14 protein-coding genes are annotated in these 16,165 nt (G+C 63.2%); 6 read left to right on the top strand and 8 right to left on the bottom strand.

What is annotated here, in order from left to right:
• The first annotated feature begins 227 nt into the window (after nt 1-227).
• From FJY68_01525 to dprA, 5 genes are all read left to right on the top strand, one after another.
• Nucleotides 228-2,051: a T9SS type A sorting domain-containing protein gene (locus FJY68_01525; protein MBM3330514.1), complete on the top strand. Its 1,824-nt coding sequence runs from the start codon at nt 228-230 to the stop codon at nt 2,049-2,051.
• A 294-nt stretch (nt 2,052-2,345) separates the two neighbouring features.
• Nucleotides 2,346-2,879 (top strand): 16S rRNA (guanine(966)-N(2))-methyltransferase RsmD, encoded by a 534-nt coding sequence (rsmD, locus tag FJY68_01520; protein MBM3330513.1) that lies wholly within the window; start codon nt 2,346-2,348, stop codon nt 2,877-2,879.
• Nucleotides 2,880-2,905: 26 nt separating this feature from the next.
• Nucleotides 2,906-3,433 (top strand): pantetheine-phosphate adenylyltransferase, encoded by a 528-nt coding sequence (coaD, locus tag FJY68_01515; protein MBM3330512.1) that lies wholly within the window; start codon nt 2,906-2,908, stop codon nt 3,431-3,433.
• Nucleotides 3,434-3,479: 46 nt separating this feature from the next.
• Nucleotides 3,480-4,451 (top strand): GTPase ObgE, encoded by a 972-nt coding sequence (gene obgE, locus FJY68_01510; GenBank protein MBM3330511.1) that lies wholly within the window; start codon nt 3,480-3,482, stop codon nt 4,449-4,451.
• A 6-nt stretch (nt 4,452-4,457) separates the two neighbouring features.
• Nucleotides 4,458-5,528, top strand: coding sequence for a DNA-protecting protein DprA (gene dprA / locus FJY68_01505; protein ID MBM3330510.1), 1,071 nt, complete (start codon nt 4,458-4,460; stop codon nt 5,526-5,528).
• A gap of 88 nt (nt 5,529-5,616) precedes the next feature.
• Here the strand turns inward: dprA and nadC are convergent, their stop codons facing one another.
• From nadC to FJY68_01465, 8 genes are all read right to left on the bottom strand, one after another.
• Nucleotides 5,617-6,432: a carboxylating nicotinate-nucleotide diphosphorylase gene (nadC, locus tag FJY68_01500; GenBank protein ID MBM3330509.1), complete on the bottom strand. Its 816-nt coding sequence runs from the start codon at nt 6,430-6,432 to the stop codon at nt 5,617-5,619.
• 54 nt (nt 6,433-6,486) lie between these two features.
• Nucleotides 6,487-8,736 carry a response regulator gene (locus FJY68_01495; protein ID MBM3330508.1) on the bottom strand — a complete coding sequence of 750 codons (2,250 nt, stop codon included), beginning with the start codon at nt 8,734-8,736 and terminating at the stop codon, nt 6,487-6,489.
• Between the two features lie 215 nt (nt 8,737-8,951).
• Nucleotides 8,952-9,728, bottom strand: a complete 777-nt coding sequence (locus tag FJY68_01490) for a HAMP domain-containing histidine kinase (protein MBM3330507.1) — start codon at nt 9,726-9,728, stop codon at nt 8,952-8,954.
• A 421-nt stretch (nt 9,729-10,149) separates the two neighbouring features.
• Nucleotides 10,150-11,481 (bottom strand): HAMP domain-containing protein, encoded by a 1,332-nt coding sequence (locus FJY68_01485; GenBank protein ID MBM3330506.1) that lies wholly within the window; start codon nt 11,479-11,481, stop codon nt 10,150-10,152.
• 109 nt (nt 11,482-11,590) lie between these two features.
• On the bottom strand, nt 11,591-12,271 hold the full coding sequence (locus FJY68_01480; protein ID MBM3330505.1) for a response regulator transcription factor: 681 nt from the start codon (nt 12,269-12,271) through the stop codon (nt 11,591-11,593).
• Complete coding sequence (phoU, locus tag FJY68_01475) at nt 12,268-13,065, bottom strand: phosphate signaling complex protein PhoU (protein ID MBM3330504.1); 798 nt, start codon at nt 13,063-13,065, stop codon at nt 12,268-12,270. The genes FJY68_01480 and phoU overlap by 4 nt, the downstream gene beginning before the upstream one ends.
• A gap of 188 nt (nt 13,066-13,253) precedes the next feature.
• Nucleotides 13,254-14,078: a hypothetical protein gene (locus tag FJY68_01470; protein MBM3330503.1), complete on the bottom strand. Its 825-nt coding sequence runs from the start codon at nt 14,076-14,078 to the stop codon at nt 13,254-13,256.
• Nucleotides 13,928-15,199, bottom strand: a complete 1,272-nt coding sequence (locus tag FJY68_01465; protein ID MBM3330502.1) for a hypothetical protein — start codon at nt 15,197-15,199, stop codon at nt 13,928-13,930. The genes FJY68_01470 and FJY68_01465 overlap by 151 nt, the downstream gene beginning before the upstream one ends.
• 19 nt (nt 15,200-15,218) lie before the next feature.
• On the opposite strand from FJY68_01465, the gene FJY68_01460 reads away from it, so the two are divergent.
• Complete coding sequence (locus tag FJY68_01460) at nt 15,219-15,695, top strand: hypothetical protein (GenBank protein ID MBM3330501.1); 477 nt, start codon at nt 15,219-15,221, stop codon at nt 15,693-15,695.
• Nucleotides 15,696-16,165: the final 470 nt, after the last annotated feature.

Here is a 16,165-nt window from a genome sequence, read left to right as displayed (position 1 = left end):
GCCGACGGCTTTGCAGATTGCGGCGGGGAGGAGAATCCCCGCCGCTCCTTTGTTGCCTCGACGTCTGTCGCCCGCCTTCCCGCCTCCTTGACCAGAGCCGCGGACGGGGTAGAATCCCAAAGCTGCGGTCACGACCAGGCACCGTCGTTGTTCCGGGTCGGATGCCGCGCAACGTTAGGAGCCAAGAGAACCAGGGCCCTGCCAGAGCAGGGTCCAAAGGAGGTCTGATGTTGGTGGCGATTCTGTCGATCGCGTTGGTAGCGTTCACCCCGGGCGGCATTGCTCCGTCGAGTGCGCCCGCGGTGCTCGGTGGCGGCGGGCCGGATACCTATGGCTACAAGTACCTGGACTCGGATACCACCGGTTCGGGCGCTCCGACCTACAACTGGGTGAGCATCAAAGGAGTTGGTACCGAGATAACGACACTCCTGGATGACAATACCGCCGGGCCGTTCTCCGTCGGATTCAACTTCCCCTACTACTGGTACAATGTCAATTCGGTCATCGTCGGGTCAAACGGCTACATCACATTCGGCGATGCTACCGCCAACGCTTCGCCGTTCAAGGCCGTTCCGAGTACTCAGAAGCCGAATAACCAGCTTGCCATGCTCCTCAGTGACCTTGACTGCACCACGGGCGCTTCGCCCAACGGTTCCATCTGGTACTGGTCCAACGGCGCTGACAGCTTCATCGTCGAGTACGACAGCATCGCGTTCTGGAGCACGGGTGGCAACAACACCTTTCAGGTCATCCTGACCAAGGCGGACTCGTCCATCACGTTCCAGTACAAGGAGCAGAGCGGCGCTCCCTACCAAGGCTGGGGTGCGACCAACAACCAGACCGGCATCGAGAACATATCCGGTGCCATCGGTCTCAACTACCTTTCGGGCGCAACTCCGTCGGGCAACCTGCTCCATCCCGACCTGGCGGTCCGCTTCTTCCCGCCCGACTCCAGTACGCTGCAGATCCATGACGTGGGCATTCGCAACGCGATGAACGACCGCAGCGGTGGCCTGTTCGCCGTCAATGGCCGCCCGCTTTCGTTCTGGGCAGTTGTCAAGAACTACGGCAACCAATCCGAAGCTGCCTACCAGACCCATTTCAAGGTCACGCGGCAGAACAATGCCGTCGTCTTCTCCGATTCGATGATGACGATGGCGTCGGCCCCGGGCGAAACCGAATCACTGGCACTTGGCAGCACCTGGCGCCCGGTCACCAACGGCACATACATCCTCAAGATCTACACCAGGTTAGCCGGTGACATGCTGGCCGCAAACGACACGGTGAAGCTTGAACTCCGCGTGGTCACGATGCCGGCGTTGCTCTCCTACGACGGCGGCACACCGGGCAGCATGTGGTACTTCTACTCCGCCGGCGGAGGGTGGGGCAACCGTTTCGTACCGCCGGTCTATCCTTGCTCGGTGCAGAGCGCACGGGTCTATCTGGGCATGCGGTCGGTACCTTCGAGTCCCTACATCGCTATCTTCGATGACAATGGTCCGGCCGGCACACCCGGGGACACGCTGTACAAAGCGACAGTCAACGTGGCGGGCGATAGCTGGTTTACTGTGACTCCGTCAAGCCCGGTGGTCATCGGTGAGGGCGCTTTCTTCGTGGCCGCGATATCCGTCGCGGACAGCGAACCGACGTTCGGCATGGATTCGGTCCCGCCACTGTCGTTCCAGAAATGGGAGCACTTCGGAGGCTGGAGCCTGGACCGGGACGCCGGGGTGCGCGATTTCATGGCGAACGCAACGATCTCGGGTCCGGTCGGGATCTTCGAGTCGGTAGAGCCGACCCCGGCCCCGGCGCCGGCGCGCATCGACGTCAGTCCGAGTCCGTTCCGGGGCCTGACGACGCTACGTCTGCTCAACCCGACCGGGGCGGAGAAAGCGATCGAGCTCTATGACGCAACCGGTAGCGTCGTCCGTACGCTAGTCCTCAGCCGCGACCGGGCCATCCTCGACGGCCGGCAGCTGGCAGACGGAGTCTACTTCGCGCGCGTCGCCGAGGCCGAGGCGCCTGTCGCCAAGGTCATCGTGACGCACTGAGGAGCTGGTCCTACACACTGCGGCGGGGAGGTTACTCCCCGCCGTTCTTTGCACGTTCTATTGCCTCGACTGATTCGAAGAGACTCCAGCCAAGCCTGAGCCGGAGCTCTCGATCAGGCGACCAAGTCGGGATTGGGCACGACTCCATCTGCCCAACGGAACTGGGTCGTGTCCCGCACTCCAGCTCTTCACGCCGACCCTCTCCCTGGCGGGGAGAGGGCGAGCGGCGCCAGGGTGAGGAGGGTTACCCCAGTCCTAGTTTGACAGACTGAGGTCGGGCGGTATAGTCCTGTAATGCGTGTTAGTAGCGGCCGGTACAAGGGTAGAGAGCTTGAGTATCCACGCGCCGGCCTGCGGCCGACCAAGGCGATAACGCGACAGGCAATGTTCAACATCATCGGGACGCGGGTGCGCGGGGCCAGGGCGTGTGACCTGTACGCCGGCGGCGGATCGCTTGGCATCGAGGCGCTGTCGCGGGGCGCGGCATCGGTGGTCTTCATAGAGCAGCAGGCGACGGTGCTGCGGTTCCTGCGCGCAAACGTGAGGGGTCTGCCGGATGCGACGGTGATACGAGGCGACGTGCTGCGGGTCCTGAAGAAGCTGGCTGACGCCGGCTTCGATCTGGTTCTGGCCGACCCTCCCTACCTGCACGAGCTGGTGCAGGCGACCATCGACCGGTCAGCCGAGTTCGGCGTTCTGGGTCCGGACGGCTGGTTTGTTGCGGAGCACCACCGGCGCGAGATGCCGCTGGCTCCGGCTGGCTGGGAGATGGTGAAGCAGGGAGACTACGGCGACACCATGGTGAGTGTGATGAGGAGGATGGCGTGAGGAGACTGACGAAGGCCGAAGCTCGAATGACGAATACGGAAACACAGGCTGCGGGTGGGCAGAGGATTGCCGTGTATCCCGGCAGCTTTGACCCGATCACACTCGGGCACCTGGATGTGGTCAAACGGGCAGCGCATCTATTCGACAAGGTGGTCGTCGGTGTTGCGAGCCGGCAGGAGAAGAATCCCCTGTTCTCCTGGAAGGAGCGCATGCAGCTGGCAAAGGACGTCACGAGGGGTATGGATCGAGTCGTCGTGCAGGGATTCGATTGCCTGCTCGTGGACTTCGTGCAGCAGCAACGCGCGCAAGCCATCATCCGCGGCATGCGGGCCGTGATGGACTTTGACTACGAGTTCCAGATGGCGCTCACCAACCGCAAGCTCGCCCCGGCAGTCGAGACTATCTTCTTCGTTCCGTCGGAACGATACTTCTACCTCAGTTCGTCGCTGGTGCGCGAACTCGCTGCCAAGGGCGGCGAACTTGCCTGTTTCGTACCTGAACAGGTGATAAGTGCGCTGCGACGGAAGGTCGGGGAGACGCGGAGCAGCGGATAGGGCTAAAGAGTGACCGCTACTCGTCGCACTTCATCCCTCTGCGGACATGCGATTCATTGACGTAGTAACAATCCAGGTGCGGGCCGGTTCAGGCGGCGACGGCTGCGTCTCGTTTCGACGAGAGAAGTTCGTGCCCAAGGGCGGGCCGGATGGCGGCGACGGCGGCGACGGTGGCTCGGTCGTGCTCTGGGGTAACCACTATCTCCAGACGCTGGCCGACCTCGAGTATCACCGATTCTACAAGGCAGGCGCGGGGGGCCACGGCAGGGGCGCGAACCGACACGGCCGGAATGGAGAAGGTGTGCGCGTGCCCGTGCCGCTGGGCACCGACGTATTCGATGCCGGCACCGGCGCGAAGTTGGGGGAGATCCTGAGGTCGAATCAGGAACTGGTCGTGGCGCGCGGTGGCAGAGGTGGCCGGGGTAACGCCAGGTTCGCATCCTCGACCGACCAGGCGCCCCGCCGTTTCGATCCGGGTGAAGCCGCCGAGGAGCGCAAGATCAGGCTGGTCCTGAGACTGGTGGCCGATGTCGGAATCGTCGGGCTTCCCAATGCCGGCAAGTCAACGCTGTTGTCGCGGCTGACGCGGGCCAATCCCAAGGTCGCGAGCTACCCGTTCACCACGCTGACTCCGAACCTCGGCGTGATGCAGACCAAGGACGTGCGGTTCACGGTCGCAGACATGCCCGGTATCATCAAGGGTGCGCACGAAGGCAAAGGACTGGGCCTCGCGTTCCTGCGGCACATCGAACGGACGCGGATGCTCGTGTTCGTCATTGACGCGTCGGCGGGGCACCCCAAGCGTGACTACGACGAGTTGGTGGGCGAGATCGGCGACTACAACGGGGAGATCCTGAAGCGGCCGCGGATCATTGCTCTCAACAAGGTGGACCTTCTGGCCGGGCGCAAGTCTACCGCCCGCTGGGACGCCGAGCGGGTCTGGGTGTCGGGTTTGACCGGGCAGGGGATCGAGGAACTGCGGGAGTCGATCAACCGGCTGTTCCCAAGGACAACCTAGGCCGGCATGAACGCGGGGTTCGTCGACCTGTATGCAGTGCCGCGGATGAACGAGACGCGGCTGAAGAATCTGCTGGCCCGGTTCCGGACTCCCGAAGCCGTGTTCAAGGCGGGCCAGGATGACCTGCTCGAGGTGAAAGGGATAGACAAAGAGCTTGCCACGGCCATCCGCTCGTACCGGCGGAGCGACGAGACCGAGCGCCGTTTGAAGGCGGCGCAGGCGCTTGGTATCCGGACCATCGGCTACACCGATGAAGACTACCCGGAGAATCTGAAGCAGCTTGCGCATATGCCACCGGTGCTGTTCTTGCGGGGCGAGATTCGGCCCCAGGATACGACCGCCGCCGCGGTCGTGGGTACGCGCGTGCCGTCGCACTACGGCCGGCAAGTGGCGGAGAAGCTGGGACGCGAACTGGCCCAGCATGGCGTCACGGTCGTGAGCGGGCTGGCGCGGGGTGTTGATACGTTCGCGCACAAAGGTGCGCTTGATGGCGGCGGCCGGACAGTGGCCGTGCTCGGCTGCGGCATTGACGTCTACTACCCGCCGGAGAATCGGAAGTTGTACGACGCCGTCAGCGCTCAGGGCGCGGTCATCTCCGAGTTCTCGCTCGGGGTCGAGCCGCTGGCGATGAATTTCCCGAAGCGTAACCGGGTCGTATCCGGCCTGTCTCAGGCAGTCGTGGCCGTCGAGGCAGGGGAGAAGTCAGGCGTCCTGAACACCGTGGCCTGGGCGGCCGATCAGGGCAGGGCCGTGTTCGCGGTGCCGGGCAACATCACGTCAGAGCAGAGCCTCGGTATCAATCGGCTGCTGAAGAACGGGGCAAGGCCGATGCTCTCGGTCGACGATGTCCTGCGCCAACTGGGAGTGGCGAAGCGAGCCGAGGAGCGGTCGAAGGTTGAGGTCGCGGCTGAGGAGAAGCCGGTGATGGAGTTTCTGACCGCTGAACCGGCGCACGTGGACGAGATCTGTGAGGGGCTTGGGATACCGATGGCAGGCCTGCTTTCCGTATTAATGCAGCTCGAGATCAAGGGCCTGGTACGGCAATTGCCGGGCAAGTACTTCGTGAAGGAGATCTGACCGGGACAGGACCAGTGGTCTAGTGGTCTAGTGATCGAGTGGAGGAACCGGCGTCCAGCGTCGCGCACTGGATCACTGGGACACTCGATCACCCTTCGAAATCGAGCGCGATGTCCGCGGCCGGAGCCGAATGGGTTATGGCTCCGACTGAGATGTAGTCAACCCCGGTGTGCGCAACCCGGCGCACGTTCCGCAAAGTGACTCCGCCCGAGGCCTCGAGCTGCGCCTTGCCGCGGGCGAGCGCAACCGCTTTCTTCATCTCTGCCACAGTCATGTTGTCGAGCAGTATGCGCTTCGCTCCACCGGCCAGGGCCTCTTTGACATCAGCCAGGGTCTGCGTCTCGACCTCAGTCGATAGTCGGCTGGAGCGGCAACGCTCGAGGGCCGCCGTGATCGAGCCGGCAGCCGCGATGTGGTTATCCTTGATGAGAATCATGTCGTAGAGGCCGGCACGGTGATTGGTGCCGCCGCCGCAGCGGACCGCGAACTTCTCCAGCACTCTCCAGCCCGGCGTCGTCTTGCGCGTATCGAGGATGACGGCCTTGGTCCCGCGGGCTGCGTCGACGAATCTGCGGGTTGCCGTGGCGATGCCGGACAGCCGCTGGATGAAGTTGAGGGCGGTGCGTTCGGCGGTGAGAATCGACCGGGCCCGGCCGCTGACGACAGCAAGCACCTGGTTCCTGCGGTACCGAGCGCCATCCTCCAACCTGGGCGCGAAGCGGACAGACGAGTCAACGGTAAGGAAGACCCGGCAGCACACATCGAGGCCGGCAATTACTCCGGCTGCGCGAGCGACCAGCCGGGCAGAGGCAAGCCGGCGAGCAGGAACCGCAAGTCGGGAGGTGACGTCACCCGTGCCGACATCTTCCGCCAGCGCGAATCTGATCAACTGTGGTGTTGTCACGGTCTGCGGGCTAACGGTTGCTCGGCAGGCGGCGAAGATCTGCCGTGGGGAGCGCTATGCTTTGCGGTTCTTGTCGGCGCGGGCCTTGGCTTCGGCCTCCAGCCGGGCTTTCCGTTCGGCGAGCTTGCGTTCCTCTTCTTCGCATTCCCGTTGCAGCGCTTCGGCGCGGGCCTTGGCTTCGGCTTCCTCCTGCGTGCGCTTGCGTTGGGCCTCGGTGCGGGCCTTGGTTTCGGCTTCGAGCTTGGCACGCTGCTCGGCAACCTGGCGCTCCTTTTCGGCCCGAGCCTTGGCCTTGGCTGTCTCATTGGCGCGCATTTCGGCCAGCTTGCGCTCCGCCTCGGCGCGGGCCTTCGCTTCCGCCTCCTCCTTGGCGCGGTGCTCGGCCAGCAAACGTTCCTCTTCCTCGAGTCGCTTGCGTTCCGCTTCGGCGCGTGCCTTGGCCTCGGTTTCCTCTTTGGCTCGCCGCTCGGCCACCTTGCGCTCCTCATCAGCGCGTGCCTTGGCATCGGCCTGGAGGCGGGCACGCTTCTCGGCCAGTTTGTGCTCCTCTTCCTCGATTCGCTTCCGTTCTGCTTCGGCGCGTGCCCTGGCCTCGGCTTCCTCTTTGGCTCGCTGCTCCTCTTCCCGTCTCCGGCGCTCCTCTTCCTCTTTCCGCTTGCGTTCTGCTTCGGCCCGTGCTCTGGCCTCAGCTTCTTCCTTGGCGCGCTGCGCAGCGATCCGCTGTTCCTCTTCTCTCCGTTTGCGTTCCGCTTCGGCGTAGGCCTTCACCTGGGCTTCAAGTTGCCCGCGCTTCTCGGCGAGTTTCCGTTCCTCATCCTTGCGCTTGCGATCCTCATCAGCGTAGGCTTTCACCTGGGCTTCAAACTGCGCCCGTCTCTCGGCGAGCTTTCGCTCCTCTTCCTCGAGTTTTCGCCGTTCTCCGTCGAAGCGGGATTTGGTCTTGGCGTCGTCCTTCTCGCGTTGCTGGGCGAGTCTGCGTTCCTGCTCATCGAGCCGCTTGATCTCGGCCTCTGAGCGTGCCCGAGCCTCGGCTTCCTCGCGGGCTCGCTGCTCGGCGAGTCGGCGAGCTTCTTCTTCTTTCCGCTTGCGTTCGGCTTCGGCGCGAGCCTTGGCTTCGGCTTCCTCGCGGGCGCGTTGCTCGGCGAGTCTTCGTTCCTCTTCCTTCTTCCTGCGTTCCGCCTCAACGCGCGCTTTGGCCTCGGCTTCTTCCTTGGCGCGCTGCGCCGCGATCCTCTGTTCTTCTTCCCGGCGTTTGCGTTCGGCCTCGGCGCGAGCCCTGGCTTCGGCTTCTTCCTTGGCCCGCTGGGCGGCGATTCTGCGTTCCTCTTCCTCACGCTTCCTGCGCTCGGCTTCGGCGCGGGCCTTGGCTTCAGCTTCCTCGCGAGCGCGCTGCGCCGCGATCTTCTGTTCTTCTTCCCGGCGTTTGCGTTCGGCCTCGGCGCGAGCCTTGGCATCGGCCTCTTCCTTGGCGCGCTGCGCGGCAAGTCTCTCTTCCTCTTCCCTGCGCTTACGTTCGGCTTCGGCGCGAGCCTTGGCTTCGGCTTCCTCGCGGGCGCGCTGCGCCGCGAGTTTCTGTTCTTCTTCCTGCCGCTTCCGTTCCGCTTCGGCGCGAGCCTGGGCCTCAGCCTGCAGCTTGGCTCGTTTCTGGGCGAGTCTCTTCTCTTCTTCTATGAGTTCGAGCTCTTCCTTGGTGGGTGTCGGCGTTGTCTTCCGGGCTTCTTCCTGCCGCCTGCGTTCAGCGTCGGCGGCACGTGCCCTGGCTTCGGCTTCCTCTTTCGCCCGCCGTTCCGCCGCCTCGCGTTCCGCCTTCGCTTTGTCCAGGGCGGGGGGCGTCATAACCGCCGCTGCTGGAGCCGGTTTCGGCGCCTCAACTACCGGCGCCGGTTTCGGAGGAGCTGCTACGGGTGCGGCCACCGACGTCTTGGCCTGTTCCCCGGGGAACAGGATCTCGCGGACCTTGCTCACCAGCACCGGCGCGTCGTACGGCTTGGGAACAAAGGCGTTCGCTCCCATGTCGAGGGCTCGGCGTATGTCCTCCGGCGACGAACGGGCACTGAGGATGATGATCGGGGTCTTTGCCCCGCTCGACTTGAGCAGCTGGCATACCGAGTAGCCGTCCATCTTGGGGAGTATCAAATCGAGAACAATCAGGTCGAGGTCGCCCTGGCGTGCCGTGACGACGGCCTGGAACCCATCGGTCGCGGTGACTACGTCAAACCCTTCCTTCTCGAGCCTACTCTTGACCATTTCACGCAGGCCGGCATCGTCCTCAACTACGAGTATCTTCTTCTTGGTGTTGGTCACGCGTCCTCCTTGACTGGCAGGATGAAATCGAACAAGGCTGTCTCGCCTGAGTTGCTCCGAACCCCAAACTTGCGGCGGCGCATCTTAGTCATTGAACCGCCTGCGGTCAGGTCCTGACTTCGGCACGGCTGCATCGACTGCAGTATACCGTGCGGCCAGTGGGATAGTCAAACTCTGCGCAAGGCCGCCGCCGGCGCAAAGGTCTCGGGCTGTGTTCACGAAGCCTCCCTGATGGGCAGCGTGAACTGGAACCGCGCCCCCTGGCCTGAGGTGCTTTCCGCCCAGACCCTGCCGTGGTGCATCTCAACTATCGAGCGGACTACTGCCAGGCCCAACCCGCTTCCCGGGCAGCGCGAGTCCGCACGCTCGAACTTCTCGAAGATCCGGTCGATTGCCTCTGGCGGGATACCGGGGCCGTCGTTCGAAACCGTGACCTGGACGTAGCCGTCGCGAGCAGTGCTACCATCTCCGGCAGGTGCGCCCGAGCGCGGGTCTACAGGGGTTATCCCCACGCGAACCGTCCCGCCCACAGGCGAATGCTTAATGGCATTGTCGAGGAGGTTGCCGAAGACGCGGAGCAGTTGATCGCGGTCACCGGTCACCTGCGGCAGGAGTGACGGCACGTCGCGCCGGATTGTCAGGTTGCGCTTGCCCGCAAGCGGCGACAGGCTCTCAGTCGCAGCGGAGAGCAGTTCGGACAAGTCCACCGCCTTGGGATGCAGGACAACCTTGCCTGATTCCATTCGGGAAACTTCAACAAGGTCGTCGATCATCCGGTTGAGCCGGTTGATCTCCTCGCGGGCAACGGCCAGGTAGCGGTGCTGACGGTCGTCGAGCTGGCTGGTTGCGGTCTCCGTCAGCAGCGCCAGTGCCTCTTTGATTGCCGCCAGCGGCGTACGCAGGTCGTGGCAGACCATAGCCAGCGAGTCGGCGTACGCAGGTTCCGGCTGCCCGGGCAGTCCCGCTGGCGGGGCCTGAGATCCTGCTAGCATGTCTACGAGGTTGAGCCGACGAGCGGCGCGCTCGCGTCGGCGTCATGGGGAGTGAGGTCCTCAGCCATCCAGATGCCCGCTTGCAGCTTCAGCGCGAGCTCCGGGTTGCACTTCGTCGCGTCAGTCAACGGTATCTGCATTAATCACAAGTCGTTAGATGCTCCCTATGTTGAGACGCAAACCCGGAGCACACGGCCAGTCGTGACCGAGGATGCGACCCAGCATCAGTATCGGGAAGTCTAGCCCTCCCCCTCTGTTTGTCAACGACGGAGAAGGTAGCGACTCGGAGGCTACTCCGGATATGGTTGCGGCCGGAACTGCCGCCCAAGCGCCTTCGTTGCAGTCGTGGTCGCTTGTCCGGAATGGTGACCGTCGATTCCGGGCAGCGCGCAGCCAATACGGCTTCTATCCGGTGGCCGGGCTATGTTGTCCCGATCGGTAGCGAGATGGTGAAAGCCGTGCCCGCACCGGGCGTACTACGCACCGAGATGTCGCCAGAGTGAAGGAGGACGATGTGTTTCACTATCGACAGGCCGAGCCCGGTGCCTCCGAGCCGGCGGGAGCGGCCTTTATCCACCACGTAGAAGCGCTCGAACAGCCGGGGCAGGTGCTCGGCCGCAATACCGGGTCCGGTGTCGCGGACCTCGATAACGATCTTGCCGTCCTCACGACTGATGGCGAGTTCGACCTCTCCTTTGTCGGTGTACTTGACCGCGTTGTCGAGCAGGTTGATGAAGACCTGCTCAAGCTTGAACCGGTCGGCGCGGAGCGGGACACCGTCCCCGGACAACGAGAGCTTCAGTTCGAGTCCTTTGTCTTTTGCCGCCTTGTCGAAGAGCGGAAGCATCTGCGCGGCGATGGCCCGCAGATCGACGTCCTCAAGTTGGAGCCCGGCTCCGCGTTCCTCCAGTTCAGAGAGCGTGAGCAGGTCCTGCACGAGACTGACGAGCCGGTCAGTGTTGCGGATGATGGTCTCGAGGTACGGCCGGCTGCCGTTGTCAATGGTCGCTTCCATGGTCTCGGCGAAGCCCTTGATGGCGGTGAGCGGCGTTCGGAGTTCGTGGGAAACGTTCTGGACGAAGTCCTTCTTCATCTGCGCGGCCCGCGCGACCTCGGTGTCGTCGTGGAGGGTCAGAACGACCTGTTGCGCGGTCGCGAGGTAGTTAGCGCTGCAGGCGTAGATACGGTCGGCGATCTCGATCTGTCGGGTAGCCAACGGGGCCCCGGCCGTCACTGAGCGAACGAGTTCGACGAAATCCGGCTCGCGGATTATCTCCCAGTAGTAGCGGCCTTCGATCTTGGATTCACCAGCCAGGCGGCGGAAGCTGGCGTTGGCAAGGACGATTCGGCCCTGCCCGTCCACCACGGCCAGGCCTTCTTGGATCGACGCAACGATTGCGTCCAGAGCCTCGCGCTGCTGGCGCAGTTCGTCTACCAGCGTCTTGGTCCTGAATACCATCTGGTTGAAGTCATCGCCAAGTTCGCGCAGCCGGCCACGCTTGGCGGGAAGCACGCGGACGTCGAAGTCGCCGGCACTCAGCCGGCGAAACGCCGCAGTCAGGTCACGAAGCGGCCGCACCGTGCTGCGGGCGACCAGATATGACACCGCGCCGGTGGCCACCGTGACAACCGCGGCTGTGACCCAGAGGATCGTGTTGTGCCGCGTGCCGCGCGCGGCCAGGCCTGCGACGAGCAGCACAATGACTATCGCCAGCTGGAGGGCGAGCAACCGCAGCAGGATGTAGCGCTTCAAAGACGGGGCAGAGGATACGAGGATCCCAGGATTCCAGGATTCATGTGAGAGCCTGACTCGGGCAATCCGTTCACTGGGTTCCTTGAATCCTCGATTCCTTGATTCCTGTTCAGTCGGTAAGCTTGTAGCCGACGCCGCGTACGTTCTCGATGAGCCGGCCCGCCTTCCCCAGCTTCCTTCGCAGGTTCGTCACGTGGACGTCAATCGTGCGGTCGATAACCGCCTTCTCGTCACCCCACAGGCGGCCCAAGATCTCGTCGCGGGAGAAAACCCAGCCGCGGCGCTCCGCCAGGATTGCGAGGAGCTTGAACTCGGTAGTCGTCAGCTCCAGCTTCCGGCCGTTAACCGAGACTTCGTAGCGGTTCGGGTCCATGACTACGCCTTCGGTCAGCTCAACCGTAGCCTGCCGGCCGCCCTTGTCGCGGCGGCGGAGAACGGCTTTCACGCGGGCGACCAGCTCTTTGGGCGAGAACGGCTTGGTGATGTAGTCGTCGGCGCCGATTTCCAGGCCCAGCACACGGTCGAGTTCGTCGCCCCGTGCTGTCAGCATGACGATGGGAATGTCGGTAGTACGGGCGCCGCGTTTCATGTCCTTGCAGACATCGATTCCGTCGGCATCGGGCAGCATCAGGTCAAGGATGACCAAGTCCGGCAGGCTGCCGGCGAGCGACTTCTGGAACTGCGTGGCGTCGGGGAAGGCGCGGACGCTGAAGCCGGCCCCCTTTAGATGGAGAGCAACCAGGTCACGGATATCCGGCTCGTCGTCTACGACCGCTATCAGACGACTCAATGGTCGGGGTTCTGTGCCTCGTTCTTGCAGTGGTGCTTAATCACTTGTCCGGTCGCGATGTAGATGGTGTCCTCGGCTATGTTGGTGGCAAGGTCGGCGATCCGTTCGAGGTTCAGCGACACCATCATCAGTTTGAGGGCCCGCTCGATGGTCGCGGCGTCGGCGCTCATGACCCGGGCGAGATCGGTCTTCACCGTGTCGTTCAGCTCGTCGACGATGTTGTCGCGGCCACAGACCGAACGTGCCAGTTCGGCATCAGTGCGCGTGAAGGCGTCGAGCGAGTCCTTGAGCATGGCGATGGCGTAGTCGGCCATCTTCGGGATGTCGACCAGCGGCTTCACCGCAGGCCGCGTCATCAGGAACTGGGCCGCCTCAGCGATGTTGACCGCATGGTCGCCAAGCCGCTCAAGGTCGTTGTTGATCTTGATGATCATGGCAATGGCGCGCAGGTTCGAAGCCTCGGGCTGGTAGAGCGCCATCAGGTTGATGGCCGCGTCCTCGTTCTCGATTTCCAGCCGGTTGACGCGGTCTTCGTCCGGGCCGATCACCTGCTCGGCCAGCGCCGGTTCCCTGTGGACCAGCGCCTTGACGCTGTTGCCGATCATCTCTTCCACGATACCGGCCATCGTGAAGAGCTGCTGCTTCAATCCGGCGATTTTGTCTTCAAGTACTGTAGTCAAGACCGCGTTCCTTGGTAGGCTCACCATTATGGCCAATTCCTTGACAGATTCAAGCGAAATATTGCTGGGTGTGCTGACGCACGCTCTTCTGCTGGATGGCGCCGCCGCAAACATGCGGCAACAGCCTAGGGCCGATCTGCCAGGCGCGGATAGGCCAATTGTCAGGATTCGGCTAGTCGGCGCGGAGGACGAATCTGGAAGCCGGGGTGCAGATGCCGATACCCGGAGGCGTGTGGCGGGACAGTGAGAGCGGGCGCGTGCGAAGGCCCGCCGACGCGGGCTATGTTCTCAGCAGGGGCGCGTCATTCGTCGCGGTCGTCGGGTGTCCCGTCCGGCTTGTAGCCGAGCTTGTGGTACGGGTTCACCAGCGACGAGGCGACGTTCTTCAGGTGGGCGGACACACGCTTCAGGAAGCGGATCAGTAGCGCCCGGATGATGGCGTCGCGTCCGCACATCTGCTGCTCGGCCAGCAGCCGGTCGGTCAGTCCGTCGCAGGTCCGGGCGAGTTCGGCGTGCCGCTCCATCACCGAGGCGGCAAGCGAGGCGTCGTTTTCAGCGTAGGCTTTCATGGTATCATCGTACATCCTGGCAACGTCCAGTTTGACCGCTCGGATGCGGTCGATGTACGGGCCCTCGAGCTTCTCCGGGTAGTGGTGGGCCAGCTCGATCAGGTTCTTGCAGTAGTCGCCGATCCGTTCGATGTCGCCGACAATCGTTGCAAGGAACAGCGCCGGAATCGCATCTTCCTGCGGATTGACCGCGAGGTGCTCGGCTATCATGCGGCGAACCGCAATCTCGCCATGGTTCAGGGTGCGGTCCATCGCGTAGATGTCCTCGACCTCGCACTCGTTGTCCATCAGGACGCCGAGCGAGTAGGCGAACATCTGCTGGCCGATGCGCAGCATCTCGACACACTGCGCGGTGGCTTCGTCAACCAGCGACGTTTTCTTCCAGAGCTTCAGGAGGTCGGTCAATATCATACTGTCCTCCTCAAAAGTATAACCGCAACCAGCGGTATGGCAAAGAACACGACTATCACGAAAAGCACGGCGAACACGCGGTGCCGGGCACAGAAGCCGCCCAGCCAGCCGGCAATCGACAGCGGCACGATGCGCAGCGGATACCATATTGCTGTGCCGAAGCTGTTGAAGAGGGTGTGGGCGAACGCGACTTGCACGGCCGAAATCGAGCCGGTAACGAGCGCAGCGAGAACCGCAGTGACCGTCGTGCCGATGTTGGCGCCGAGGGCGTAGGGGAAGAGCTGGCGGAGTGTCAGCAGGCCCGCGCCCGCCAGCGGCACGGCCATGGATATGGTGACCGAGCTGGACTGGATGAGTGCAGTGAAGAAGAGGCCGAGCAGGAACGCCCGGCCCGCGTTGCCGAACAGGTACTTGTCGAGGATGACCTCGAAGCGCCGGCTGATGAGCGAGCGGAGCATGTCCACCATCACCTTGAGGGCGGAGAAAAGCAGGAAGAGAGCTACGGCAAGCTCGATCCACGCAATGCGACCCACGAGCCGGCTGACAGCGTGGAGCGGCGGTCCGGTGACGAACTGCAAGGGACTGGAAACGGAGAGCCCTCCGACGCCTTGGAACGCCCGGGCGAGCAGGGCCGACCCACGCGCCAGCGGGTGGAAGAGGGCCTCCAGTGGCATCAGGGTCATGACCGTCAGGATGTTGAAGATATCGTGGACCATGGCGGCCGGGAATGCCCGTTCGAACTCCTGTCTGCGTCCGACGTGGGCAAACGAGACGATCGTGCTCGTGACAGTCGTTCCGATGTTCGCACCCATCACGATGGGGATGGCGTGGGTGATATCGAGCGAGCCGCAGGCAACCAGTCCGACCACGACCGAAGTCGTCGAGGACGAGCTCTGGCAAATGGAGGTGACCAGCAGGCCGATGAAGAGGCCGGTAAGCGGGGTGGCGGTCAGCGAAAAGAGCGTTCGGGTGAACCCGGCGCCCAGCCCGTTGAAGCCTTTGCCCATAAGCTCGATTGAGAAAAGGAAGACGTAGACCCCGACGAGGAAGATGATGATGCGCGGGACCGTATGGAGTTTCCGGTAGTCGGGGAGCTTCATCACGAACGCCAGTCTAGAATCCCTGGCCGCGGGGTCAAGCTGCGCACACTGCCACAACGCAAGCGACGGAGCTGGTGCGGCCATCTGGTGACAGGAACCGATTGCGCAGGGACTAAGGTCGAATACAAGGGTGATTCGCATCAGCTCCATCTTGCTTGCCAGCTTCATAGGTGCTAGCGCTGCGCCTTTGCTTTGGTCGAAGCTGCCGCGTTTGGACGCGGGGTTGCTGGACGGCAGTCGGCTGGTACTGCCGGACTCCGCCAGCGGCAGTATCGCCCTGGTTGGGTTCGGCTACAAACGTGAATCGCAGCACGACCTGAACTCGTGGCTGGTTCCATTACGGAAGGAGTACTCGGCCGCAGACGGCTTCCGCGCCTACGAAGTCCCGATGATGGGCAGGCGCATACCTGGCCTGCTGCGCGGCATCATCAACCGGGCGATGCGCAACGCCATCAACGAGCCGAACCGGCGCTGGGTAGCACCCTACTATGGGGACATCGATGGCTACTCCAAGCGGCTGGGAGTGACCGATCGCAGCCAGGTGCAGATGTTCCTGCTTGACCGGAATGGCCTTGTCCGCTGGTACGCTGCAGGCCCCGCTGCCGGCAGCGCGCTCGAAGAACTCAGGATCGAGGTCGCGAAGCTCGCTGCCGAAGATAACTGACAGGCTTGCGTAGGTCTAGTACGGTGCCGTGAGACCGGAGCTGGTCCCGCAATCGGGACTACAATTGACAGAGCAACTTGGAGGGCAACTCGGGAGGCGATTCTCCGGGCAATCAGGAAAGCAACAGTCAGAGCTAGGGGGAGAGCTACGGGGACGGCGACTCAGACCGCAATGGTCAGAGCGACCGGCAGAGCAACTGGCACAGTGGCGGAGAGAGCAACGGGTGGAGCAACGGAGACCGCAACTCGGTGAGCAATCGGTAGAGCAACAAGGGAAACTGCGAGGGAAGCTCATCTAGGGGCAGCGGCTGAGATGACCCTCAGGACAGCTTCGCAGACAATTCGGTCAAGTCCGGATTCTCCTGTAAAATCCATCTCAGGCTGTCAGTTTTTGGCCGGTGGTCCGAAGGCTGGACTCCCTTTTCTGTTCGGCCATTCCCAGCGCCCGTCTGAGCGTATCCAACTGCTCGA

The sequence above is a fragment of the candidate division WOR-3 bacterium genome (genome assembly GCA_016867815.1).
Taxonomy (GTDB): domain Bacteria; phylum Hydrothermota; class Tepidihabitantia; order Tepidihabitantales; family Tepidihabitantaceae; genus UBA2258.
This window is presented reverse-complemented; position numbering and strand designations above follow the sequence as displayed.

What these genes read in the sequence shown, in the direction of transcription:
- FJY68_01525 (MBM3330514.1), top strand. Translation starts at nt 228, where the DNA reads ATGTTGGTGGCGATTCTGTCGATCGCGTTGGTAGCGTTCACCCCGGGC.
- rsmD (MBM3330513.1), top strand. Translation starts at nt 2,346, where the DNA reads ATGCGTGTTAGTAGCGGCCGGTACAAGGGTAGAGAGCTTGAGTATCCA.
- coaD (MBM3330512.1), top strand. Translation starts at nt 2,906, where the DNA reads ATGACGAATACGGAAACACAGGCTGCGGGTGGGCAGAGGATTGCCGTG.
- obgE (MBM3330511.1), top strand. Translation starts at nt 3,480, where the DNA reads ATGCGATTCATTGACGTAGTAACAATCCAGGTGCGGGCCGGTTCAGGC.
- dprA (MBM3330510.1), top strand. Translation starts at nt 4,458, where the DNA reads ATGAACGCGGGGTTCGTCGACCTGTATGCAGTGCCGCGGATGAACGAG.
- FJY68_01490 (MBM3330507.1), bottom strand. Translation starts at nt 9,728, where the DNA reads ATGCTAGCAGGATCTCAGGCCCCGCCAGCGGGACTGCCCGGGCAGCCG.
- phoU (MBM3330504.1), bottom strand. Translation starts at nt 13,065, where the DNA reads ATGTTTGCGGCGGCGCCATCCAGCAGAAGAGCGTGCGTCAGCACACCC.
- FJY68_01470 (MBM3330503.1), bottom strand. Translation starts at nt 14,078, where the DNA reads ATGGTATCCGCTGCGCATCGTGCCGCTGTCGATTGCCGGCTGGCTGGG.
- FJY68_01465 (MBM3330502.1), bottom strand. Translation starts at nt 15,199, where the DNA reads ATGAAGCTGGCAAGCAAGATGGAGCTGATGCGAATCACCCTTGTATTC.